The organism is Thermicanus aegyptius DSM 12793 (genome assembly GCF_000510645.1).
Taxonomy (GTDB): Bacteria; Bacillota; Bacilli; order Thermicanales; family Thermicanaceae; genus Thermicanus; species Thermicanus aegyptius.
This window is the reverse complement of sequence record NZ_KI783301.1, coordinates 977777-1000730: the sequence shown is the minus strand read 5'-3', so window position 1 is coordinate 1000730 and position 22954 is coordinate 977777. Positions and strand designations below refer to the sequence as shown.

Sequence of the window (22954 nt, the reverse complement as noted above, 5' to 3'; positions counted from 1 at the left end):
CCATCTTTCTTTCGTACACGATTTCCAGTCACTCATTTCAGATGCTAGGACTGTCCCATCGATAGACCGCGCCGATTTCACACGATTCAAAGCAGCCGATTCCATGTCGTACGCCTTTATCTCCGGTGATTTCGAGCACGTTATCTATTTTTGCAGAATCTTTCTCAACGGAGATTCAATCGATAAATCACCGTCTGTTCCAACCATTGGATCGGGCATAAAAAATCACTCTTTCCGAAGGAATTCTGATCGTTCCCATTCCATTTCCGCATCAACCTTTTCGCCTCATTTATTCTAACGTTTTTTTTTGATATTATGGTCTTAATTCCAAGACGTACCTCCTGATCCCATTATAGAATGCAATAATATGAACGTCCAATCTCGTATCTGGGAAATTGGCTATGAAGTGGATCGGGAATGAGCCACAAAAGGAAATGAGCCGATAGAATCGAAGAATGGAAGAGAAAAAACATCCTCGATTCATCAAGATTTTTCATACCGATCTATTCATCGGAGTAGGTAGAAGTGATCAAGAAAAGATATACCGTTTTGAACGGATGATTTCACGCAAAACGCAAGGAGGTTCGCAAATGAAGCTTTCCCGCTTAACAAAAAGTCAGCTGGAAGAAGCCGTTCTCTTGGCCGACCGGGTGTTCCGGGATAGGGAACAAATCTCCATGGGAAAGGCGTTTCCCCAGATCTTTCATCCTCCGTTGGAAAGCCATTCCTTTGGAGTGTATGAAAACGGCAAACTGGTCTCCTTTATGGGACTTGTTCCCGGCGTGGTCAAAGTGGGAGAAGCAAAACTAAAAATCTTCTCCCTCGGTTCCGTTTGCACCGATCCCCTCTATCGAGGGAGAGGATATGCAAGCCGCTTACTGGAGGAAGTGGTCGTTTACGCCAAAGAAGCCCAAGCCTCCCTCCTGCTGGTTTCCGGAACCCTCCCCCTCTATCGGCGCATCGGGTGCCATCCTTTTGGCAACGTGAGAAGATACCGCCTCCCTCCCGACCTCCTTCGTTCTTTACCCTCCACCATCCATTCAGGGTACCTCATCCGAGAAAGGAAGAGTACCGACATCCTCGAGATGGCTCTCCTCGCCGACAGACGGGAGGTGGCTTACGCACAGAGCCTCTTCGATCTGTCCACTCTCTTGGAACAGGAGGCTTTTGCCAGCTGTGTGAAGATGCGTCACCAGATATGGGTGGCGGAAAAGAACGGGAGGTTAGAAGGGTATCTGGTCGTGGGGGTTCCAAAGAAATCGGGAGACCCTCCCAGAAAAAGGGAAGTCGATTCCAAGGAAGAAAGTTTCCTCAGCGATACACCCATAAACCCGGAAAAACTGCTCGCCATTGAATGGGCTGGGAATCCCCATGCAGTGGTCGCCCTGATGGCTCATGCCGTCAGAGCGGAGAAAGAAACTATCCTTGATATTCCCATACCGAAACATGAGAAGGAGCTCCATCGGCTGATGTCCTCCATTCCATATGCCGAGGAGCCAAATCAGGGGACGGTGAAAATCCTAAATCTGGAAGTCCTGAACGAGCAATTGAAACCCTATTTTAACCTCATTCCTTCCGGGCAAAGAGAGAAGCTAGAGGAATTGTTCGACGCTTCGAAAGAATGGGAGGAGGAAAAAAGAGTCCGAAACCTCTTCGAGCTTATCCCTTTCCCCTACACCGCAGGCTTAAACTACATCTAAAGAGGGTTGACGATTTCCGACAGCAGACGGATAAAATAGGAAGGGGCTTGCAACATCCGCACCCCGTACCAGCTAAAAATGGCTCCGTCCACAAAGTGGATCCTTGAATCGGGCAGCATGCGTTGAAATTCTTCTCGGTGCTTCGGGGAAAAGGGGTATGGCTCCGAACTGAGAAAGAGGAGATCCGGTTTGGCCGCCTGAAGCTCCGCCTCCGACACCACAGGATAACGCTGTCTCCCGGCGAAAACATTCTTAAGCCCCATCTGCCGGAGCATGGCATCGATAAAGGTGGAAGAACCTGCGGCCATATTGGGCTTCCTCCAGATTAAATAAGCGACCGTCAAAGACTCCTGCCCTCTTTTTCCACGTTCAAAAACTTTCCGCCCAATCCCTTCCCTCTCTTCTCGGAAGCGAGCATATTCCTTCTCCAAAGCAGAGAGAATCTCCTCTGCCCGCTCCCTCTTCCCGGTGATCTCACCCAAATCCCGGATCAAGCGGATTCCCTCTTCAAAATTCTCCACATCGGCCACATAAAGGGGAACCTCTTTTTCCAAGCGTTCCACCAGCTCCCTCGGCGTCTCTTCCTTCTCCGCCAAGATGAGATCGGGCCGCAAAGAGAGGATCTTCTCCGCTTTCACATCCTTTGTCCCTCCTACCACAGGCACTTCCTTGGCTTCAGGAGGAGCGATGCAGTAGCGGGTCCTCCCTGCGATTCTTCCCTCGAGCCCGAAGGCGAACAGAGTCTCTGTAATGGAAGGAACGAGCGAAACGATCCTTTCCGGATTCTCAGGAATCTCTACAAGGCGCTCCAGATGATCATAAACCTTGCGCATTTTTTTCCCCTTTCTCCCTTTGAGACCTCTTCCCCAGCCCATAACCCGCATAGAGAACCAAAAACAGAAGGAGGAAGACAATGGAAAATCGATACATCATTCCATAGCTGAACCAACCGGCCACCATCCCCAATAAAACCGACCCAAGTCCAATGCCAAGATCAAAAGAAGAAAAGAAAGTTCCGTTTGCCGTTCCCCTCCTTCCCGGGGGTACTCGGGAGATGGTCCATGCCTGTAACGATGGCTGGATCGTCCCGAAACCGATCCCGTAGAAAAAGGCGGAGAGATAGAGCATTCCTGTGGAATGGGTGTAAGAGAGGAGAAGAAGGCCTATGACCGCCGAGATCGTACCGGGAATGAGAACCCATCCAGCCCCCCTTTTGTCATACAGGACTCCTGAAACCGGGCGTACCAACATGACCATGAGCGCATTAAAGAGAAAAAAACCTCCCACGTTAGCAATTCCTACCTCTTTCCCGAAGAGGGTAATAAACCCCACCACCCCGCCATACGTTAAAGCAAAGAGCATGATTAAAAGCGAAGGAAAAAGGGCTTGCGGCTCGATGAGTCCCTTGACTCCACCCACAGGTCCCTTTCCTTTCGTCTCTCGAATGGGAAGGGATATAAGAAAGGCGGTGACGGCTAGCCCTGTGGAGAGGAGAAAAAGAAAGGAAAAACCCCGTTCATTCATGATCCAGAGACCGAGCAGAGGAGCTAAAGCCATGGCAAAGGTGGAAGATAACCCGAAATAACCCATTCCCTCCCCTCTTCGCTTCGCCGGGATCAAATCGGAAACGATGGTCCCGAAAGAAGTGGTCGTCATCCCCCAACCGATGCCGTGCACAAAACGGAGGAAGAGGATGAGAAAGACGGTCGCCGTCCAGACATATCCGAACGCCGACAGCGTGAAGAGGAGAAGCCCTGCGTAGAGGACCCCCTTTCTCCCGATTCGGTCTAAAGCGTTACCTGCGAAAGGACGGGTAATTAACGCGGAAACGGTAAAAAGGGCGATCACCATACCAACCGCCAGGTCGTTCCCACCTTTTGCCTGGACGTAGGCGGGCAAAGTGGGAATCAGCATTTGAAAGCTGAAGAAAAGGAAGAGATTGGCCAGGGTAACGGTAATAAAATCCTTGGTCCAAAGTTTTTCCCCATCCCTTTCCACCGTTCTTTCCCCCACGAATCGATCTTCCATGTCCTGTATATCCCTTTGTTGGTGAATATCCATCGTTATCCTCCATCGATGTGCCGCCAAGATCGGTTACGGCATCATTTGATTCCCCCTCATCTTATCACATACCGCTCTCCATCTTCTCTTTCAAAAGCGCTTCATCTCAAAAGAGAGAAACGTCCGATCACATTATTTTGCGTTTTTTTCATAGAGAATATTGTTTACATGTATTTCCCAAACCAATCCACGATATGATGCAGGCGTTCAATGCGTAAGCTAGGCTTTCCGGTTCGGGAAAGGTTATGGTTTGAGTCAGGAAACCGGACGAATCGCGTCACTTTGTTTAAATGTTTCAAAGCCACATAAAGCTGTTCGCCCTGTTCAATGGGACACCGATAATCCCTCTCGCTATGCAGGATAAGAAGGGGTGTCTCCATATTCTTCACATATTTCAGGGGAGAATGCTCCCAGAGCTTTTCCGGATGGTCGAAAAGAGGAAAACCTATCTCCCACTCTGTGAAGAAATAGCCGATATCGCTTACCCCATAAAAGCTCATCCAATTGGAGATGGAGCGCTGTGTGACCGCTGCCTTAAACCGATTCGTATGCCCCACGATCCAATTCGTCATAAAGCCACCGTAGCTTCCTCCCGTCACCCCCAGGCGGTCTTTATCGATGAAGGTAAAGCGTCGTAACGCCTCGTCCACACCGGCCATCAGATCCTCGTAATCCATCCCCCCGTAATCGCCGCAGACGGCATGGACGAAGGTTTGTCCATACCCATGGCTGCCCCGGGGATTGGTATAAAGAACCGCATATCCTTTTGCCGCAAGAACCTGCATTTCATGGAAAAAGGTATTTCCATACATCGCGTGAGGTCCGCCGTGAATCTCAAGGATTAGCGGATATTTCTCTTCCGGCTTGAAGTCGACCGGCTTCATCAACCAACCCTGAATGATCCAACCATCCTTTGCATCAAACCGGAATTCCTCCGGTGTGGAAAGGGTGAGTTGAGACATGAGCTCCTCATTTTTATTCGTTAACCGTTTCCACTCCCCCGTTGAAAGCCGAAGAAGATAAAGATCTCCGATCTCCGTAGGCCGACTCACTGCCAGAACCGCCCTTTGATGTGTTTCATCAAGGGAGAACCCGTAAATGTGGAAGGTTCCATCGGCGACGGGAGTAATCATCCCCTCCAAAGTGGTATAAAAAAGGGAGACGTTTCCCTCCCGGGAAGCCCGAAAATAGAGACCTCTCCCATCCGTCGCCCAAACAAGCCCAGGGGCGGGAGCGTCGGCATGCATATCGCCAATCATCTCATCTTCAACATCGACATCCCAGTTTTCCGTCAATCCCCTCTTTTCTCCGGTAAGGGGATCAAAAAGCCAAACCTTTGTCAACGTAGCTCCCGCATATTCCAGATTATGCCCCAAGGCAGCAATCCATTTGCCGTCCGGCGACCAGGCGAGGGAACCGAAGACACCGTCCTGATCCGTGAGCTTTGAAACGTGAAGGGTATCCATATCCAGGATAAACAGATCATTGGTCCATGTGCGGTCCGGATCTGAAGCACGGTTTGCCGTAAAGGCGATCCGTTTCCCATCCGGTGCCCATGTAAAAGAGGAGATCGATTCATCCCCCTCCGTCAGCCGTTTGCTCTCCCCCGTCTTCACATCGACCAGATATAAATATTGAAGTTTCTCATCTCGGAAACCGAAATCATCCGATTTATATTTCAACCGATCAACGATCATCGGTTTATCTTCCTTCTTTTCTTTCGCATCCTTCTCTTCCCGAGGGGGGGTATTTGCGAGGAGGCCCGGTTCATCCGGCTTTAAGGATACAAGCACGGCGACAAATCGACCATCGGGTGAAAAAAGATGCTGATTCACTCCGTTGGTAAAACGCGTCAAAGGGCGGGCTTCACCACCCTCTGAGGAAATGAGCCAAACCTGCATCTTGCCCGAACGGTTCGAGAGAAACGTGATGCTCTGTCCGTCGGGGGACCAACGTGGGGATGCATCGATTCCTTTCCCATAGGTCCAGGGAGAATCCTCACCTGTTTCTACGTTAAGCATAAAGAGATTGGACTGATACTCCCCTTCTTCATTGATGGTCTTTACTGTGTAGAGCACCCTCTTCCCGTCTGGAGAAAACCGGGGATCTCTTATCCATGCCATTTTAAGCAGATCTTCAGGCACCATCCCCCGCTTTTTCTTCTCTTCCGTGGTGGAACGCATTTAAACACTCCCTTTCCAGATCGTTTTGCATAAATTGAAAGACTTTCCTTTGAAACTCTAAAATTTCTACTTACGGCTATTTTAATGAACTTATTCTTTGTCATCAACAAGGATCATGAGCCATAGTCATGAAAAAATTGCTAAACTACCTTGCCAATTTTCCCCGTTCGAAGTATAATGGATCTCAAAAGAGGTTCGTTTTGAAATCTTATGTGATTTTATTCACATATCATGGCCTAAAAAATTTATACTTCAAAATCGGAGCAAAAAAGCCTTTTACCATTCCCCATTTCGTTCTAAGCTGCTCTTCTTTTTTCGCATCTCGTTGCATCTGAACCGTAGTCCAGCAAAAATTGAATCACGCTTCTTGTTTAAACACAGGCTTGTGAATTTTTTCTCATAATACTTTCCACTGGCTTCATTTTTAGAATAAGGGGGGATTAGAATAAGAGTATGTGAAATTTTTCTCAATATCAGTTGTCACACAAAATGAAATGGACACTTTCCTGTGCTACGCGGAATGTGTCTTAAGGAGGTGTCGAAGATGGAATAACCCTACCGGAAAAAAAATTTTAAACGCTTACATTGCAACCTCAAATAGGAGAAAGGAGGAGGCTCTCATGGGAAAAAGAAAGAGAGAAGAAAGCCTCGGGATTACGGAACCCCTTCACCGAAAATCTTTTGCTTTGGTAGATGTGGGGATCCTTAATGACCGCAGGCTTTCCTGGAGAGCGAAAGGGGTTCTCATATATTTATCCAGTAAAGTAGATGGTGAAGAGAAAGTTACCTACGACAGCCTTCTCGATGCCTCCTCCGAGGGAGAAGAAACCCTGCTTGCGATCTTTCAGGAATTGATCCAAGCGGGGTATGCTCTCCCCGATATCGTGATGCGATTAAAAAAAAACAATCATCCATAGCGAAATGGATGATCGTGATCGAAAGGGCCGATGAAAAATGCCACACTCTATATCTACGGGGACTTCTCCTAAGCCGAAACTCGGAATCGATCAGTGGAAATGGATCGTCTACGGTACCCTCGCGCTCCCTTACCTCATCGTCTACTTTCACCGTGTAGCCCTCAATGTGGTCGCCTCTAACCTGCAACGTGATTTCCAGATGAGTGGGACGATGGTTGGCACCCTCTCTGCCATCTACTTCTATGTGTATATGCTGATGCAAATCCCTTCGGGGATTTTGGCCGATACATGGGGGCCGAAGAAGACGGTTACATTTGGAATGTTCTCCGCTTTTATAGGTTCCCTCCTTTTCGCTATCGCCCCATCTCCCCTTTTCCTCTTTATCGGCCGTTTTTTGGTCAGTTTAGGGGTTTCCGTTATTTTTATTTCCATCTTAAAAATCCAAAACACCTGGTTTAGGCAGCGGGAATTCGCCAGGGTAACAGGAATTACCGTTCTCATCGGAAACGCTGGAGCCGTCTTGGCGGCAACACCCCTTGCCATTCTCGTTTCCCTCGTCGATTGGCGGTTCGCCTTTATCGTGATGGGTCTTGTCTCTTTGTTGGCCGTTGGCGTAACCTGGATCTTTATGAAAAATTCTCCTCAGGAAATGGGACTTCCCTCGCCTGAAGGAACATCCGCCGTTGAGGTGAAGAAGGAGAGTTGGGGCGAAGTAGGATCTGCCCTTCGCCTCGTGTTGTCAAACCGTTGGAGCCTGATTCTTTGTCTCGCCTATTTCGGGGTATTTGGTTCCTTCCTGACGTTCCAGAGCATTTGGGGGGTTCCATACTTTATGGACGTCTTTCAAATGGATAAAGAAAGCGCCGCCACACTTCTTCTCATCACAACGATCGGCCACATGACAGGCAGCCTTACCGTCGGATATTTTTCCGACCGCCTGGGCAGGAGAAAACCTGCCTATTTGGGATGTTTGGGAATCTTTACTACTTCATGGGGGATCCTTACGTTTTACCCCGTATTGGGCTTACCCCTCTCTCTTCTATATCCCTTATGTTTCCTGATCGGGTTCTTCGCCTCCTGCTTCATCCTGACATGGGTCTGGGCAAAAGAGGTCAACGATCCGAAAATTCCCGGCATTGCCATGGGGACGGCCAACATGGCCGGCTTTCTTGGAGCAGCCCTCTTGCAGACCCTTTACGGATTTATCTTGGACCGGGGATGGGACGGACAATTGCTGAACGGATCCCCCGTATACACCCCCGAGTCGTATCGCCTCGCCTTTCTCATCAGTCTGGGAACTTTGCTGATTTCGATGGTTGCTATCTTTTACATGCGGGAGACAAACAATCGCAACATTTTCGCTGAGATCCGCTCCCTCTCCTCAACCTGGATCGGTAGTTCCCAACGAAAATGGGGGGAATCCGTCTTTCATAGAAAATCGTAACGTTCACCGATAAGATTTTGCGAATCAGTCTCCTCATTTTAAGCATACGAAAGCCGACGCTCCCTGCCACGACGGGAGATCGGCTTTTTTTTTCGCACTGAAGGAATGTGCCATCATGGAAATGTTCAGTTCACCCGCCCCGTTTAAACCCTTAGCGCTGCAATCCCTAAGAGAAGCCAACCCAAGAGAAAGGCAACACCTCCAAAAGGGGTAATCATGCCCAAAATTCTCACTCCGGTAAAAGCGATCGCATACAGGCTTCCTGAAAAGAGGAGAATGCCGATGAAAAAAGACCATCCGGCCCCACCGATAAGCCCATTTCCGGTAAAGCGCCCCAAAAGGATGGCGACCAAAATGATCCCCAAACCATGGATCATCTGATAATGAACTCCCGTCTGGTAGATGGTCAGAAGATCATCCGGGATCTTTCCTTTCAATCCGTGAGCGCCGAACGCCCCGAGGGCCACCGCAAAAAACATGAGGATGGACCCCAAAAATAGAAAAAATCTCATACACTCAACTCCTTTTTCTTTTTTACTATCTATCCTTCCAACAATGGAGCATCATATTTTACGAGAAAGTGATTTTCCTTCAAGATCCAAGCCAGATAATCAAGGGGCGTCTCGGCAATCTCCCTATATCCCTTACGGGTGTACAGATGTTTCGCATTGGGAAGCAGTTGTTTTAATTCCTTTCGCAATTTCATCCCGGCTTCATCGGCATCCACAAAAATATAAACCTCTTCCTGCTCAACGGGAAGGATCAATTCCTCGATCTTTTCCTGACTTAATGTCCCATAAGTAAGAACAAAGGTAACCGGTTCATCCAAAACTTCTAACAACCGATCCCGATCCGTTTTTCCCTCAACGATGAGAACCTTCTTCTCCATCACGATCCCCCCGCCCTCCAATGTTTTTGAACTCCCATCGCATCGTCTTTCATCAACATTACCAAAACGACTCCTGCTGGCAGGGTATTCTATTTTAAGGTAAGATAAAAATCAGTGAAGATCAATCGTTTTCGAAATGAGGGAATCGATTTTGCATGAAAATAAAGCACGGGTATTTATCGCCATCCCCTTTCCCAGTGATCAGCGCCCCCTGATATCCTCCTGGATGGAAAAAGCTAAGAAGAAGATATCCTTCAAACGATGGGTCCATCGGGATGACCTTCACATCACCCTTCAGTTCCTCGGAGATACCCCCGCAGAACTTCTTCCATCGATTCGTAAGAAACTGCACCTTCTCGTCCAGGAGAAGCCTCCCTTTTCGCTTCTCCTTACCGGGTTAGGCTTTTTCGGAAAGAAAGAGGCGCCTCGTGTTTTGTGGGGGGCTGTGGATGGCGTGGAGGACTCGTTCAAGCAGCTTTTCACGTTACGGCAAAAGGTGGTTCAATCGATGGAAGAGATCGGATTTCAACCGGAGGAGAGACCGTACCGGCCCCATCTCACCCTCGCCCGCCATTATATGGAAGGGGAGGCCCCCTTTCCACCCCTTCATGAGCTGGAAAGGGGAATTCCTCCCTTTCCGGCTTCAAAAGAGGCGCCTTTGCCTTTCCTTGTGAACGAGATCATTCTTTACAAAACCCATTTTGGGCAAACCCCCATGTATGAGGTCTTGGACCGATTTCCCTTAAAAGGTCCCTCTTCCCCTCATCAATAAAAAATTAACGCAAAACCTTCCTAGGCGGTTTTTATCTCATTCACCCGACGATCGCTTGCCAAAAAACCATAAAGCAGCCCGATGGCCAGAATGGAGAGAAGGGCTCCGGAAATATAAGGATAATAGATGTTCACACTAAACAAGGTGGAGCCAAGCAGGGGCCCTACGATCCTTCCCAAGCTATCCATGGATGAATTGAGTCCGGAGGCCACGCCTTGACCTACGGTGGTTTTCTGGGTGATAAGGGAGGTTACATTCGGCCTGAGAAAGGCATTCCCTGTCCCGAAGATGGCCACAAAAAGGGTCGCCGTCCAAAAGTCCATGGAAAAATTAATCAGGGTGAAGCCCAGGGCGGAAAGCAATAAACCCAACAAAATAAACCGGGGCTCGCTTCCCTTCTTGATCCGGCGTACCACTCCCCCTTGAATGAATGCTCCGACCACCCCGTTGATCATGAACATGATCCCGATATCTAAAGTCCCGGCTTTGATTTTTATCGCTTCAAAGTATTGCAATGTACTCTCCAAGCCGGCCAACGTAAAGGTGACGAAAAACGAAAGAATATAGAGGTATTTGGAGGGGCCCGTAAAGGCGGCCCACCTGGAAGTTCCCTCTCCTGCAAGTTCCATGCGGCGCGCCGCCGTAAGGGACTCGGTCAAATAAGGAATGGAGAAGAGAAAAGTGATGAAGGAAAGCCCGGCGGCGATAAAGAAAGGAATCGCCGCATCGAGATGCCCTGCGATCCCACCGACGGCAGGACCGAGGATGAAGCCCAGACCGATGGACATGCCGACCAGACCCATGTATTTGGTCCTCTCTTCATCGGTGGTAATATCGGCCACATAGGCCACTGCGCTCGCGGTAGTCGCACCTGAGAAAAAGCCTCCCAAGATGCGGGAAAGATACATGAGAAAAAGATTCCCGGAAGAGAGGCCAAAAAGAAGGAAGCTTACCCCAAAGCCGATTAAGCCGGTTAAGATGATCGGCCTTCGTCCATATCGATCGGATAATCTCCCCCATATGGGGGAAAGAAAAAAGGAGACGGCGGAGTAGAGGGCCAGGAGCATTCCCAAGTGAAAAGGGGCCGAACTGGAGGTTGCCGGATCTCCCACGGTTTCGCTGATGAGAACGGGCATTACGGGAATGATCATCCCGAAGCCGGTAAAGGTCGTAATCAGGATTCCCATAATAATCCCCATTTTTTTCTTCATGATTCCATCTCCTCTTCTTTCTCCTGTTCACATCATGGCTAACTAACATTGTAACGCATGTCAAAGAATATTGCACGTGAAAAGATTAACTTTATTAATAATGTATCAGATGAAGTATTGATGCGATGAGGAAAAAAAAGTTCTATCGTTTTCTAATTTTCATCGCTTGCAGTATAATAAAAGAAATTCATGGAAAAGGAGGAGTTTTTTTGGCTACTTTGGAGAAAACCGTTCAGTCCTTTAAAGAGCTGGTCAAAAAGATGAAACATTACAATGAAGCGATCAGTCTCATCTATTGGGATCTCAGGACCGGTGCACCAAAGAAGGGGGTGAAACAGCGTTCCCAGGTAATCGGTACCCTCTCTTCCGAAGTTTTTCGGATGGCGACTTCCGACGAGATGAAGGAATACCTGGATGTGCTCGGTGAGGAAGTAGAGGGGGGCGACATGGATGAAGTGACGCGGGCAATGGTTCGGGAAGCGAAGAAGGAATACGACCTCGCCGTGAAAATTCCCCCGGAACGGCATCAAGCCTTTGTCGTTCTCACCTCCCAAGCCGAGGCGGTGTGGGAAGATGCCAAGAAGAATTCGGATTTCTCCCTCCTTCAACCCTATTTGGAGAAAATCGTCGCATTTCAGAAGGAGTTTATCGGATATTGGGGGTATAAAGATCACCCGTACGATACCCTGCTGGATCAATATGAACCGGGAATCACGGTGAAGGAACTGGACCCGCTTTTCGCCAATCTAAGGGCAAAGATCGTTCCCATGGTTCAAGCGGTTACTTCGTCCCCTGTAAAGCCAAAGGTGGAGATCGTAAAACAGCCTTATCCCATCGAACAACAGAGAGCTTTTTGCCACTTCATACTCGATAAAATGGGATATGATTTCGAAGCAGGCAGGCTGGATCGTACGGCTCATCCCTTCGCCATCGGCTTGAATCCCAAAGATGTCCGGGTGACCAACCGATATAACCCAAACGACATCCGGGAAGCGATCTTCGGGGCGATCCACGAAGGAGGGCATGCCCTCTATGAGCAAAACATCGACCCGAAACTGACCGGCACCAATTTGGCCGACGGTACTTCAATGGGAATCCACGAATCCCAGTCTCGTTTCTACGAAAATATCATCGGAAGAAGCCTTCCCTTCTGGCAGGCGTATTTCGATGATTTAAAGAGATACTTCCCCCGGCAATTGGAAGGGGTACAGGTGGAGGATTTCCATTTTGCGGTAAACGAATCGATCCCCTCCCTCATTCGAACCGAATCGGATGAGTTGACCTATAACCTTCACATCATGATTCGCTACGAATTGGAAAAGCGACTCATCAGCGGAGAGCTTCAGGTGGCGGAACTGCCCGGTGTCTGGAATGAGATGATGAAAGAATACTTAGGAATCGTCCCGGAAAAGGATTCGGAAGGGGTTCTGCAAGACATCCACTGGGCCGGAGGAAGTTTTGGATACTTTCCCTCCTATTCGTTGGGTAACCTTTACGCAGCCCAATTGGAACATCAATTGCGGATCGAGCATCCCGATTATGAGGAGAAAATCAGAAACGGCGAGATCCGTTTCGTCCGGGAATGGTTAACGGAGAAGGTTCACCGATACGGAAAAATGCTTCGCCCCCGCGAAATCATTCTCAAAGCCACGGGGGAACCGTTAAACGCCCGATACTTAACCGATTATCTGGAGAAAAAGTATAAAGCGCTTTATCACTTGGGATAAACTCCGGGGACAAACTTCATTCGCCGTTGTTTGGCGAAAAAAATCAGGAAGTTTCACCTTTTATCAAGTTTCACCTTTAATGTAGTGGAGAAAAGTAAAAGGCCGCCGCTCCATACTTTCACATCCGGAACGGCGGCCTTCTTTCTTCCCGGAAAGCGAGAATCATTTATACGAATGATTTCCCTCCGGCCCACCCATGCTACGAAGTGACCCTCCCGTCACGACTCCACTTCCCTTTCCCTTTTTGCCTTTTGGATCAATTCGTTTTTCAAGTCCCAAAGTTTTTTGGATAAATCGACGTGGTACTCGTGGGGATTCGTAAGCCGCAAGATTTCAGGAGCGAACATTTTTCCCTGTTCTGCGACCCGCTTCCGAATCTCTTCCAGTGTTGGGAGAGAGTAAACCAATTCCCCCTGTCGAAAGATAGGTAGAAGCAATTCTTCTATGCGATAGTGCCGCAACCACTTCCTCTTCATCGTATAGATCGGATGGAAGATCTCATAATTCCCCTTCGGATTTTCTTCGTCCGCCAACATGATGAGGTCGGCTAAAGCTTTCCCGGTCTCTTCCGAGATGAAGCGAACCACCTTTTTCACTCCGGGATTTGTAATCTTATCCGGATTTTCGCTCACCTTGATCCGAGGTTGGTAAACCCCCTTTTCCTCTTCGGCGCTTAGTTTGTAGACTCCCCCCAGGGAAGGACAATCCCGAGAGGTTATAAGATGCGTCCCGACTCCCCATGCATCGATCTTCGCCCCTTGCATCTTCAGGTCCCGAATTAAATTCTCGTCCAAATCGCCGGAGGCGAAGATTTTGGCGTTTTTAAAGCCTGCCTCATCCAATTTCCTGCGTGCCTCCTTGGAGAGATAGGCCAAATCACCGGAGTCGAGGCGAATTCCGTAGCTTTTCGGTTCCCTGCCCAGGCGGGCAAAAAGCTCTTTAAAAGCGGTAATCGCATGGGGTACGCCGGAATATAAGGTGTCATATGTGTCGACGACTAAGACGGCTTGATCAGGAAACGTCTCCAGATACGAGCGGAATGAATCCAATTCGTTGCTGAAGCTTAAGACGTAAGCATGGGAATTGGTTCCCGAAATCGGAATGCCAAATTTTTTCCCGGCCAACACATTGGAGGTGGAACTAACTCCCGCAATGTAGGTGGCTCGCGCCCCATACACCCCGGCGTCGGGCCCTTGGGCACGGCGAAGACCAAATTCTAGCACCGGATCCGTTCCCGCCGCGTGAACCACCCGGGCTGCTTTTGTCGCAATAAGGGTTTGATGGTTGATAATGTTCAATAACGCGGTCTCAAGGAGATGGGCTTCTAAAATATTTGCCTCCACCCGGATCAAAGGCTCATGGGGAAAAACAAAGGTCCCTTCCGGAATGGCCCAAAGATCACCCGTGAAGCGAAAATTGGCCAATAGTTTGAGAAATCCATCATCGTAACGGCCCACTTTGCGGAGGTAAGCCAGGTCTTCATCGGTAAAATGCAATGATTTTACATATTCAACGGCTTGTTCTAATCCGGCTGCGATCGCATAGCCATTCTGGCAAGGAATCGAACGAAAAAAAAGGTCAAAAACTACCTTCTTCTTCAGGTTTCCCTGTTTATAATGGGCATACATCATATTGAGCTGATAAAAATCCGTCAACAACGTAAGGTTCTCGTTCAAGTCCCTCTCCTCTTTCCCCTTTTTCTTTCTATGTTTCTTCCCTTATTCCTCAACGGCAAAAACGTGAATAATTTCACGTAAAAAAATTGAATTTTTCCCCCGATTGACCTGTTCTATCTGTTCATCGATGAAGCGAAGAAATAAAGAAGGTAAAAATTTCATTTTAAATCGACCTTTTCCATAATCGAGGAGAAGAAAATCCGGTTCATTTAAGAAAGGCTCCCAATCCTTCTCCGAGATGAGAAGGGCTACTTCCCCATTCCCGCTTCGAAGGATAAATTGAATGTAAGGAATTTCCCCCAGCTCCCCCCCTGCGAAGGAAAGGTCAAGCTGGGTCGCACCTTCCAACAGAATTTCCATCTCCGTCTCACCATTTTCGATGTGAAGGATAGCCGTTAGTTCCTCGTCCTCCTCCACCCACTCTATGCGACTGATGGACAATTGCCTCAATCGATTCGCCTCCCTTTCTTCCTTAACTCTACTTTAAATAGGGGGAAAAATCAATGAAGCACCGTTTTTCCGCCAGGTTTGAACCCTTTTTTGGAAACGAGCAATGTAATTTCAGGAAACGCCTCCTTCAAAAGGGGGTAAACTTTCTTCCAGGCTTCCGGATCAAACCACCGTTCTTGATGGATTTCATGAAATAACTTTCGAATCCCCAATCGCTCCGTCCTTTTTCCCCTTGCCCCATCTCCCATAAAGAAATCATCTAATGCCACCCGCTGGGTGACTTCCTTAAGAATGGAAGGGAACTTTCGACTAAAAGGCAACATTGGGGCAATGGTTGCCTGAGTGGGAATGCCTGCTTCGGTTAGTGTTCTTAAGGCACGAAGTCGGGCTCGTAAAGGGGGTGCCTTTGGCGTGAAATGTTTCCTAATATTCTCTAGATCCGTTTCGATCGTCATACTAACCCGAATCCTTTCTCCGAATTGACGAAAGAAGGGAAGGTCGCGTACCACGAGGGGGGAACGGGTCTGAACAAAGAGAAAATCGGGTGGCTCTTCCAGCATTGCCTGAATCAATGCTTGGGTGATTCTTTCTTTATATTCCAAGGGTTGATACGGATCGGTGGCCGAGGACATAAAGAGGGTAACCGGCCCCTTCTTTCTCGCTTTCCGAATCTCTCCGGGAAGAAGCGTAGCCGCATTCCTTTTTATTTCAATCCATGAACCCCAAGGTTCTTCCCGAAAAAGGGAGACGGGGAGTTGGCGAACATAGCAGTAGGAACAGGCAAAAGGGCATCCCATGTAGGGATTGAGGGAATGGGAGTAACCACTGAGATATCCTCCGGCAGGGGTTAAAATCGTTTTCGCATTTTTATCATGAATGTTCAAACCAGTTCCTCCTTCAAGCAAAGATGAGAAAATACCCCCTTGACAGGAGTGGCCGTTCTCTGTTACAACTATACTATAACAACATGGGAATTTTGGACGTCTTATGTATAACAATTCTTTTATCGAGGTGATTGCGACATGAAAAAAGCATTTGAATTCCGATATGATCGGGAAATTGGGATCGAGATCCCCGAAATTCATGTGCCCGTTGCGGAACTGAGTGAGACGGAGAGGAATGAATTCCTCCATCGCCTCGAGCAGATCAGCGGGCAAATCCCGGATCGCATCCGCGAATTGGAGCATTCCTTCACGAAACTGTACGATCAATCGACCGAACAGGATGGTGACGGTTTCTTCGAACGGATGGAGAAGATTGTTGATCTCTCCCGGAGGATTGGTGAACTAAACATCTGGTATCTCCGCATTCAAGGGAAGCATTTAACCCCTTTTTACAGCAAATAGGAAAATAGGACATCATCATTTATGGCTCATGGGATCACCTCATGACCGTTCGGATATGAAATGAGACTTCTGCCGCTTTGCAGAAGTCTTTTTATAGTTAGAATAAAAAATTCACGCTTCTTTCCCTTTATTTAGAGGATTTTAGTTCAAAGATTTCCCGCTCCAACGAAGCGATTTTATAATCATAGTATTTTAAGTCCTCTTTAGAGGCCAATGTGGCGATATCTTCTTTTGTTGCCATTACGTTTTCAATATGAATGGTACGATCGGCCAACTCTAAAACAGCTTGACGAATGGCAGGAAGGTCTTTCACCTGGTTTTTGATCTCGGTAATATCTCCCCTGATCTCGGTTATATCTCCCCTGATCTCGGTTATATCCGCCTTTGTGGCCATGGTCGCCTTCAGATTCGTTATCTCTTCCTGTGTGGTCGCTTTAAGATTCACAATCTCTTCCTGTGTGGCCGCTTTAAGATTCGCAATCTCTTCCTGTGTGGCCGCTTTAAGATTCGCAATCTCTTCCTGTGTGGCCGCTTTAAGATTCGCAATCTCTTCCTGCGTGGCCGCTTTAAGATTCGCAATCTCCTCCTGCGTGGCCGCTTTAAGGTTCAACAGATCTTCCTTTGTGGCCATGGTCGCCTTCAGATTCGCAATCTCTTCCTGCGTGGCCGCTTTAAGATTCGCAATCTCTTCCTGCGTGGCCGCTTTAAGGTTCAACAGATCTTCCTTTGTGGCCATGGTCGCCTTCAGATTCGTTATCTCTTGTAGGATGAGATCGAGCTTCTCTTGCAATTCCATTTCCTCCTTTCTATTCGACTAACAAACATTAGTTCTTATCCAATTATACTAAAAATCCTTTCCTAATTCAAGATCAATTTTCTGTTCATTTCAACAATATCAAAAGGCCAGGTTAAACCCTGGCCCTGGTTTTCTTATTTTCTCATCCCCATGGCAGGAGGCGGCTTGATTGAGGAAAGAAACAATGGAAATGAGTAACCCTTTGCTTAGAAAAAAGGAAAGCTTTTTAAGCGATGCTGGTCTCCAATTCATCCTCTTCATCCCGATCAAACGCTTCCTGATCAAATTCTTTTTCCTGACGGGCAATAATCAGTGCGATCACCGGGTCTCCCGTCCGATTGACCAGAGTCCTTCCCATATCCACCAGAGCGTCGATGGCAAGAACTAATCCCAATCCTTCGAGGGGGAGTCCTAGAGCGGTTAAAACCACCGTCGTTGAAATGGATGCGGGGCCCGGAACGCCGGCGACCCCCACGGATGAGATCATGGCTACCAAGACCAAAACCACATAATCGGTGATCCCTAAGGGTACGCCATACGCTTCTGCCACAAAGACGGCGACGACCGCGGGCCATACTCCGCCGCATCCGTTATAATTCATGGTTGTCCCCAAAGGTGCGACGAAACTTGCGATCCGCTCGGAGATCCGAAGCCTTTTTACCATCACTTCAAGGTTAATGGGCAAGGTGGCGAAGCTGCTCCGGGTGGTAAAAGCAACCACCATCATGGGATAAATCTTACGGAAAAACTTGATCGGATTAACTCTTCCCCATAATGAAACCATTCCACCAAATACGATGACAAAGTGTAAAAAGAGGGCGACGTAAGTGGCGGCAATAAGACTAATAAGGGGCATGAGCGTCTCCGCGCCGTAGCTGGCCGCCATGGAAGCGACCAAAGCATAGACGCCATAAGGGGTTAGACGGATAATGTACTTGGTTACCTGGTACATTATTTGCAGAAACGATTCAAAAAAACGGCGGACCGGCTCTACCACCTCCGGTTTCTTTGCTCCTACCTGTACCATCGCCACCGCTAAAAAGAGGGCAAAGATGATGGCAGGGACAACTTTCCCCTGTGCCAGATCGTTTACGGGATTGACGGGCGTTAAGTCTAAGATGACCTGCCAGAAAGAGGGGATCTCCCGCTGCTTAAAATCGGCGGGTAAGGAGAGGTTCACTCCTGTTCCGGGATGGAAAAGAAGAGAAACGATGATTCCGATGATGGCGGCCAATCCTGTGGTCAGTAGAAAGAGGCCAATCGTTTTTACACCGATCTTCCGCAGTTGGTTTGGATTAGAGATGGTCATGATGCTGGTGATGATGGCGGTGAAAACAAGGGGCATCACGATCATTTTAATCAAATTGACGAAAATCTGACCAACGGTCTTTACACTATCGACAGCAAAATCAAATTGATGAAAGAAAATGCCGGCTAGAATTCCCAATCCCAAAGAGATCAGAACGCGTGTTCCGAATTTTACATGTTGTTTGGCTAAAATGTATAAAAGAGCAATCATTGCGATGGTTACAACGATGCTCACCCAGTTGGTAACCAAAGCCTCAATGAGGTTATTCTTCAAAGGATGTCTACCCCTTTCTTCTTTAATCATTTTAGTAACGTACTAAAGTTTACCTCTCATCCAGCGGATCCGTCAATCGGTGAATGTGTTCCAGGATTGATCCCCCTTCATCTCCGGAAAATATCTGTGCTGTTCTCGATCGTCCGGAACGGATCCGTCCTGTGTAAGATACCTTCAAGAGATTTAATGAACGAACCACCGTTCACCCAATAACGGTAAATATTGAAACCTGAAAACCCCCTCTCTTCAACGATGAAAGAAGGGGTGTTATTGTTCCTCTCACTCCCGAATCTGACCGTTTCCATGGATGATATATTTATAACTGGTTAATTCCTTCAACCCCATGGGACCCCGAGCATGAAGTTTTTGGGTAGAAATTCCCATCTCTGCTCCGAAACCAAATTCGAAACCGTCGGTAAAACGGGTGGAAGCATTATGGTAAACGGCGGCAGCATCTACATGGTTGAGGAAGAGGCGAGCAGCTTCCCCATCTTCGGTAACGATGGCTTCCGAATGTTTGGTCCCGTATTTTTCAATGTGCTCAACGGCTTCTTCGACGCTATTCACCACTTTTACAGCCAATATCAAATCAAGAAATTCGGTGGCATAATCTTCTTCCGTTGCCTCCTTCACCTCTGTAAAACCGGCCTCATTTAAGATCGATACCGTCTCCGGACAACCCCTGAGCTCCACTCCCCGCCGATGAAGTTCCCGAGCCGCCAAAGGCAGCCACCGCTCCGCGATCTCCCGATGAACCAAAAGGGTCTCGGCTGCGTTGCACACGGAAGGCCGCTGGGTTTTCCCGTTGATAAGGATGGACGTCGCTTTATCCATATCTGCCGCACGATCCACATAAATGTGACAATTGCCAACGCCCGTTTCGATGACGGGAACGAGGGAGCGCTCAATCACCATTTGAATTAAACCGGCTCCCCCCCTGGGGATGGCGAGATCAACCAGCCCTTTGGCCCGAATCAGAATCTCTACCGCTTCCCGTTCCGTCTCACCGATCAGTTGGATCGCCTCCAACGGAATCTCCGTTCCTTTTAATCCCTCTCGCAAAACATGAACCAATGCCGAGTTGGACTGAAGCGCCTCTCTTCCCCCCTTCAGCACGACGGCATTCCCCGTCTTTAAGGCCAGAGCAACCGCATCTACGGTTACGTTTGGGCGTGATTCGTAAATCATCGCGATGACGCCGAATGGAACCCGAACTTTCTCGATCTGTAAGCCGTTTGGCCGTTCGATGCGTTCCAATACCTCCCCTACCGGATCAGGAAGAGCAGCCACCTGCTCTAATCCCCGGATTATCCCCTTTAATCTCTCTTCGGTTATGCGCAAGCGATCCTGACGCCCTTCCGCCATCCCTGCTTCCTTGGCTCTTTGTAGATCCATCCGGTTGGCCTCATAGATCTCTTCCCTATGTTTCCATAGGGCTTCACCCATGAGGAGAAGCCCCTTCCTCTTCTCCACGGAAGAAAGGCTCCCCAATTTCTTGGAAGCCTCTTTTGCCAACCGGGCCCGATGCAAAACTTTCTCTTTCAAAATATCCGTCTCCATCTTTTAACTCCCCCTTCTGCATAAAAATTGGAAAGCCTCACCCTCTAGGATGACGATCCTTCGATCGATTCATAAATGACCATCGCATCTCGATGGATCACCTCATGGAGGGATTGAATCTTTTCACCGGAACGTTCCCGTTCCAGAAGAATTTTTAAATCGTAACTTGAAAAACTAACCATCCCTTTGCCAATCGCCTCCCCTTCCCGATTTTTCATGGATACGACGGCTCCTTCATGGAAATCTCCTTCGACGCTCAGGATTCCAGGGAACAAGAGGCTCCGTCCTCTCTTCTGAAGGGCTGCTACCGCCCCATCGTCAAGGGTAAGGCTTCCCTGAACCCGGGTACCGTAAGCGATCCAAGACTTCTTACCGGTAAAGCGGGGGTGGGGGTGAAAACGAGTCCCGAGAGGCTCCCCTTCGACGATGCGAATTAATCCGTCGGGAATGGAGCTTGAGATGATCACCATTTCCACCCCCGATTCGGTGACGATGCGGGCTGCATTCAGCTTGGTCCTCATTCCCCCTGTCCCCACGGAACTCCCCTCTCCTCCTGCCATCTTCACCAGCTCAGGGGTAATTTCCCAGACTTCCGGGATGGGCTTCGCCTCCTTGTGAATCCTGGGATTGGCGGTATAGAGGGCATCGATGTCGGTCATGAGAACAAGAAGATCCGCCTCCGTCACCAGGGTGACGAGGCCGGCCAATGTATCGTTGTCGCCAAAACGAATCTCTTCTACCGTCACCGTATCATTCTCATTTACGATGGGAAGAACTCCATGGCGAAGCAAGGTCTCCAATGTATTTCGGATATGAATAAACCGTTTGCGATCTTCCGTATCGGAACGGGTGAGAAGAAGCTGAGCAATGCGGATTCCCCTTGCCGCGAACAAACTTCTGTATTTTTCGATCAGCAGGCCTTGGCCTACAGCTGCGGCGGCCTGCTTTTCCGGAATCGTAATGTTGGAGCGCCTCCATCCTAATTCCCCTAAACCGGCCGCAACAGCCCCCGATGAAACCAGGATGACTTGAATCCCTTTATCACGCAAGGCTGTGATTTGCTTGACCAATTCTTCCATTTTTCCTTCGGATAAGGCTCCTTTCTCATCCGTCACGCTGTGGGAACCTATTTTCACCACCATTCTCGAAACCATCCGAAAAACTCCTTTCCTACTCCCTCATTTTCTGAAAACCTAGTTATCCTTCATAAAAAAAAAGGCCATTCGTCCTTCTGAAGGGCGAATGGTCTACCGCGGTACCACCTTCGTTGACGCGGCTTGCTCCGGATCGGGCCGCATCCTCTCAACGCCGGGATAACGTCCGGCCGTCGTTCTGCTCATCGCAGGATGCTCAAGAGGCGGGACCTCTGCTCAGGCGGCGGAATCTTTCAGCCGGGGATTCCGCTCTCTTAACGCTTCCACAGATTCTTCCTCTCTCATCGCGACATCTTTCCCCAAAAGAGGGGAGAATATGGGCTTTTGCTATTATATATATCCCCTGGCCAAGGGGATGTCAAGGGGAAGGAAGATATTTTTTCAGCAGGTTTTGTATCTCCCGATTGATGCCATCCACATCCACTTGGGATATAGGAGAGTCTCGGAGTTGATATTTTTCTTTTAGTGATAAAATGCGATAGAGGCTTTCATCTACCCGCTCAATGGATAGGATGCCCGCTTCTACCGCCTTTTTTAACGCTTCATAAACCTTAACCTCTTCCTTATGCCCATGGGCTACCAGGATCAAATCACTTCCGGCTAAAACAGCTTGAACCGCCGCTTTTTCGATGGGAAAATTTTTTACGATGGCCCCCATCGTCATATCATCTGTGATCACCACCCCTTCAAAATGGAGCGCTTGACGTAAAAGATGAAAAATCACCTTTTTCGACATGGAAGAAGGATAATCGGGATCAATCTCAGGCAAGAGAATGTGGGAGACCATCACCGCATCCGCTTTATTCTCCATCGCCCTCTTAAACGGCAGCAGTTCAAACGTCTTTAATTCTTCAAGGCTTTTCCCAACCCTGGGAAGTTCGTCGTGGGAATCAACCGAGGTATCGCCATGCCCGGGGAAGTGCTTCACCACCGGGATCACCTTTCCCGCCTGAATCCCCTCCATCGTTTTTACCCCGAGAGTGGTGACCACCTTTACCTGATCTCCAAAGGAACGATCACCGATGACGGGATTTTTCGGATTGCTGTTTATGTCTAAGACAGGAGCAAAATCCATATTATACCCGAAGGAGGAAAGCACCTTGGCAATGATCCTTCCGATTTTGTAAGAGAAATCTACTCGATTTATCATCCCGATTTTCCGGTTGGCAGGAAGAGGGGTAAATTCTTTCGGCATTCGGCTAATCTTGCCTCCCTCCTCGTCGACGGACAGAAAGAGGGGAATCGCCTTTTCTCCGTTCTCCATGTGGTTCAGTGCTTTCAATCGGTTTAATAACGCAAGAAGCTGCTCAGCCCCCTTTACATTGCGTTCGTAAAGGATGAATCCTCCCACATGGTATTTCCCGAGCAAATCCCTCGTCTTTTCATCCACTTCAGTTCCTTCGATTCCCACCAGCAGAAGTTGACCGATCTTTTCTTCAAGGCTCATTGTTCCTATCCGCCTCTTGATGGAATCAGTCTCCAATGA

General features: G+C 48.6%; 20 protein-coding genes. 6 read left to right on the top strand and 14 right to left on the bottom strand.

The window, feature by feature from the left end; all coding sequences use genetic code 11:
* The first annotated feature begins 590 nt into the window (after positions 1-590).
* Positions 591-1700, top strand: a complete 1110-nt coding sequence (locus THEAE_RS0105350; protein ID WP_169729959.1) for a GNAT family N-acetyltransferase — start codon at positions 591-593, stop codon at positions 1698-1700.
* Here the strand turns inward: THEAE_RS0105350 and THEAE_RS0105345 are convergent.
* From THEAE_RS0105345 to THEAE_RS0105335, 3 genes are all read right to left on the bottom strand, one after another.
* Positions 1697-2533: an ABC transporter substrate-binding protein gene (locus tag THEAE_RS0105345; protein WP_028986753.1), complete on the bottom strand. Its 837-nt coding sequence runs from the start codon at positions 2531-2533 to the stop codon at positions 1697-1699. The two genes, THEAE_RS0105350 and THEAE_RS0105345, sit on opposite strands and share 4 nt — an antisense overlap.
* The gene (locus THEAE_RS0105340) at positions 2517-3761 is read right to left on the bottom strand and encodes an MFS transporter (RefSeq protein WP_245605527.1); all 1245 of its coding nucleotides are present in this window, start codon (positions 3759-3761) and stop codon (positions 2517-2519) included. The genes THEAE_RS0105345 and THEAE_RS0105340 overlap by 17 nt, the downstream gene beginning before the upstream one ends.
* A gap of 164 nt (positions 3762-3925) precedes the next feature.
* Positions 3926-5944: a S9 family peptidase gene (locus THEAE_RS0105335; RefSeq protein WP_028986751.1), complete on the bottom strand. Its 2019-nt coding sequence runs from the start codon at positions 5942-5944 to the stop codon at positions 3926-3928.
* 620 nt (positions 5945-6564) lie between these two features.
* Between THEAE_RS0105335 and THEAE_RS0105325 the strand changes: the two genes are divergently transcribed.
* Both THEAE_RS0105325 and THEAE_RS20025 read left to right on the top strand, forming a co-directional pair.
* A complete protein-coding gene (locus tag THEAE_RS0105325; protein ID WP_005587563.1) occupies positions 6565-6861 on the top strand; it encodes a hypothetical protein in 297 nt (98 codons plus the stop codon).
* A gap of 37 nt (positions 6862-6898) precedes the next feature.
* Positions 6899-8305 carry an MFS transporter gene (locus tag THEAE_RS20025; RefSeq protein WP_005587562.1) on the top strand — a complete coding sequence of 469 codons (1407 nt, stop codon included), beginning with the start codon at positions 6899-6901 and terminating at the stop codon, positions 8303-8305.
* 143 nt (positions 8306-8448) lie between these two features.
* Here the strand turns inward: THEAE_RS20025 and THEAE_RS0105315 are convergent, their stop codons facing one another.
* Both THEAE_RS0105315 and THEAE_RS0105310 read right to left on the bottom strand, forming a co-directional pair.
* Positions 8449-8817, bottom strand: coding sequence for a DUF423 domain-containing protein (locus tag THEAE_RS0105315; protein WP_005587561.1), 369 nt, complete (start codon positions 8815-8817; stop codon positions 8449-8451).
* A 29-nt stretch (positions 8818-8846) separates the two neighbouring features.
* Entirely contained in the window at positions 8847-9194 is a 348-nt protein-coding gene (locus THEAE_RS0105310; RefSeq protein WP_028986749.1) for a toprim domain-containing protein, read from the bottom strand.
* 151 nt (positions 9195-9345) lie between these two features.
* Between THEAE_RS0105310 and thpR the strand changes: the two genes are divergently transcribed.
* Positions 9346-9966 carry an RNA 2',3'-cyclic phosphodiesterase gene (gene thpR / locus THEAE_RS0105305; RefSeq protein ID WP_005587557.1) on the top strand — a complete coding sequence of 207 codons (621 nt, stop codon included), beginning with the start codon at positions 9346-9348 and terminating at the stop codon, positions 9964-9966.
* Between the two features lie 20 nt (positions 9967-9986).
* Here thpR and THEAE_RS0105300 read toward each other — a convergent pair whose 3' ends face one another.
* Positions 9987-11177: a tetracycline resistance MFS efflux pump gene (locus tag THEAE_RS0105300; protein ID WP_005587555.1), complete on the bottom strand. Its 1191-nt coding sequence runs from the start codon at positions 11175-11177 to the stop codon at positions 9987-9989.
* 209 nt (positions 11178-11386) lie between these two features.
* Between THEAE_RS0105300 and THEAE_RS0105295 the strand changes: the two genes are divergently transcribed.
* On the top strand, positions 11387-12904 hold the full coding sequence (locus THEAE_RS0105295) for a carboxypeptidase M32 (RefSeq protein WP_005587554.1): 1518 nt from the start codon (positions 11387-11389) through the stop codon (positions 12902-12904).
* Between the two features lie 218 nt (positions 12905-13122).
* On the opposite strand, the gene THEAE_RS0105285 is transcribed toward THEAE_RS0105295, so the two are convergent.
* Genes THEAE_RS0105285 through THEAE_RS0105275 form a run of 3 tightly spaced genes read right to left on the bottom strand, consistent with a single transcriptional unit; the run spans position 13123 to position 15914 of the window.
* Positions 13123-14580, bottom strand: a complete 1458-nt coding sequence (locus THEAE_RS0105285) for a nicotinate phosphoribosyltransferase (protein ID WP_005587553.1) — start codon at positions 14578-14580, stop codon at positions 13123-13125.
* A 42-nt stretch (positions 14581-14622) separates the two neighbouring features.
* Positions 14623-15030: a hypothetical protein gene (locus THEAE_RS0105280; protein ID WP_005587552.1), complete on the bottom strand. Its 408-nt coding sequence runs from the start codon at positions 15028-15030 to the stop codon at positions 14623-14625.
* A gap of 50 nt (positions 15031-15080) precedes the next feature.
* A complete protein-coding gene (locus THEAE_RS0105275; RefSeq protein WP_028986747.1) occupies positions 15081-15914 on the bottom strand; it encodes an SPL family radical SAM protein in 834 nt (277 codons plus the stop codon).
* A 138-nt stretch (positions 15915-16052) separates the two neighbouring features.
* Here THEAE_RS0105275 and THEAE_RS21900 point away from each other — a divergent pair, with 138 nt between their 5' ends.
* Complete coding sequence (locus tag THEAE_RS21900) at positions 16053-16376, top strand: hypothetical protein (protein ID WP_005587550.1); 324 nt, start codon at positions 16053-16055, stop codon at positions 16374-16376.
* Positions 16377-16503: 127 nt separating this feature from the next.
* Here the strand turns inward: THEAE_RS21900 and THEAE_RS0105265 are convergent, their stop codons facing one another.
* From THEAE_RS0105265 to nagZ, 5 genes are all read right to left on the bottom strand, one after another.
* A complete protein-coding gene (locus tag THEAE_RS0105265) occupies positions 16504-17166 on the bottom strand; it encodes a hypothetical protein (RefSeq protein WP_028986746.1) in 663 nt (220 codons plus the stop codon).
* Between the two features lie 232 nt (positions 17167-17398).
* Entirely contained in the window at positions 17399-18754 is a 1356-nt protein-coding gene (locus tag THEAE_RS0105260; protein ID WP_028986745.1) for a dicarboxylate/amino acid:cation symporter, read from the bottom strand.
* A 279-nt stretch (positions 18755-19033) separates the two neighbouring features.
* A complete protein-coding gene (locus tag THEAE_RS0105255) occupies positions 19034-20314 on the bottom strand; it encodes a glutamate-5-semialdehyde dehydrogenase (protein WP_052329767.1) in 1281 nt (426 codons plus the stop codon).
* A gap of 44 nt (positions 20315-20358) precedes the next feature.
* On the bottom strand, positions 20359-21468 hold the full coding sequence (proB, locus tag THEAE_RS0105250) for a glutamate 5-kinase (protein WP_028986743.1): 1110 nt from the start codon (positions 21466-21468) through the stop codon (positions 20359-20361).
* Between the two features lie 358 nt (positions 21469-21826).
* The gene (nagZ, locus tag THEAE_RS0105245; RefSeq protein WP_156920550.1) at positions 21827-22915 is read right to left on the bottom strand and encodes a beta-N-acetylhexosaminidase; all 1089 of its coding nucleotides are present in this window, start codon (positions 22913-22915) and stop codon (positions 21827-21829) included.
* Positions 22916-22954: the final 39 nt, after the last annotated feature.

Bases quoted from the DNA above. Each gene is read 5' to 3' on its own strand.
- THEAE_RS0105350 (WP_169729959.1), top strand. From the start codon at position 591: ATGAAGCTTTCCCGCTTAACAAAAAGTCAGCTGGAAGAAGCCGTTCTC.
- THEAE_RS0105345 (WP_028986753.1), bottom strand. From the start codon at position 2,533: ATGCGCAAGGTTTATGATCATCTGGAGCGCCTTGTAGAGATTCCTGAG.
- THEAE_RS0105340 (WP_245605527.1), bottom strand. From the start codon at position 3,761: ATGGATATTCACCAACAAAGGGATATACAGGACATGGAAGATCGATTC.
- THEAE_RS0105335 (WP_028986751.1), bottom strand. From the start codon at position 5,944: ATGCGTTCCACCACGGAAGAGAAGAAAAAGCGGGGGATGGTGCCTGAA.
- THEAE_RS0105325 (WP_005587563.1), top strand. From the start codon at position 6,565: ATGGGAAAAAGAAAGAGAGAAGAAAGCCTCGGGATTACGGAACCCCTT.
- THEAE_RS20025 (WP_005587562.1), top strand. From the start codon at position 6,899: ATGCCACACTCTATATCTACGGGGACTTCTCCTAAGCCGAAACTCGGA.
- THEAE_RS0105315 (WP_005587561.1), bottom strand. From the start codon at position 8,817: ATGAGATTTTTTCTATTTTTGGGGTCCATCCTCATGTTTTTTGCGGTG.
- THEAE_RS0105310 (WP_028986749.1), bottom strand. From the start codon at position 9,194: ATGGAGAAGAAGGTTCTCATCGTTGAGGGAAAAACGGATCGGGATCGG.
- THEAE_RS0105300 (WP_005587555.1), bottom strand. From the start codon at position 11,177: ATGAAGAAAAAAATGGGGATTATTATGGGAATCCTGATTACGACCTTT.
- THEAE_RS21900 (WP_005587550.1), top strand. From the start codon at position 16,053: ATGAAAAAAGCATTTGAATTCCGATATGATCGGGAAATTGGGATCGAG.
- THEAE_RS0105255 (WP_052329767.1), bottom strand. From the start codon at position 20,314: ATGGAGACGGATATTTTGAAAGAGAAAGTTTTGCATCGGGCCCGGTTG.
- proB (WP_028986743.1), bottom strand. From the start codon at position 21,468: ATGGTTTCGAGAATGGTGGTGAAAATAGGTTCCCACAGCGTGACGGAT.
- nagZ (WP_156920550.1), bottom strand. From the start codon at position 22,915: ATGAGCCTTGAAGAAAAGATCGGTCAACTTCTGCTGGTGGGAATCGAA.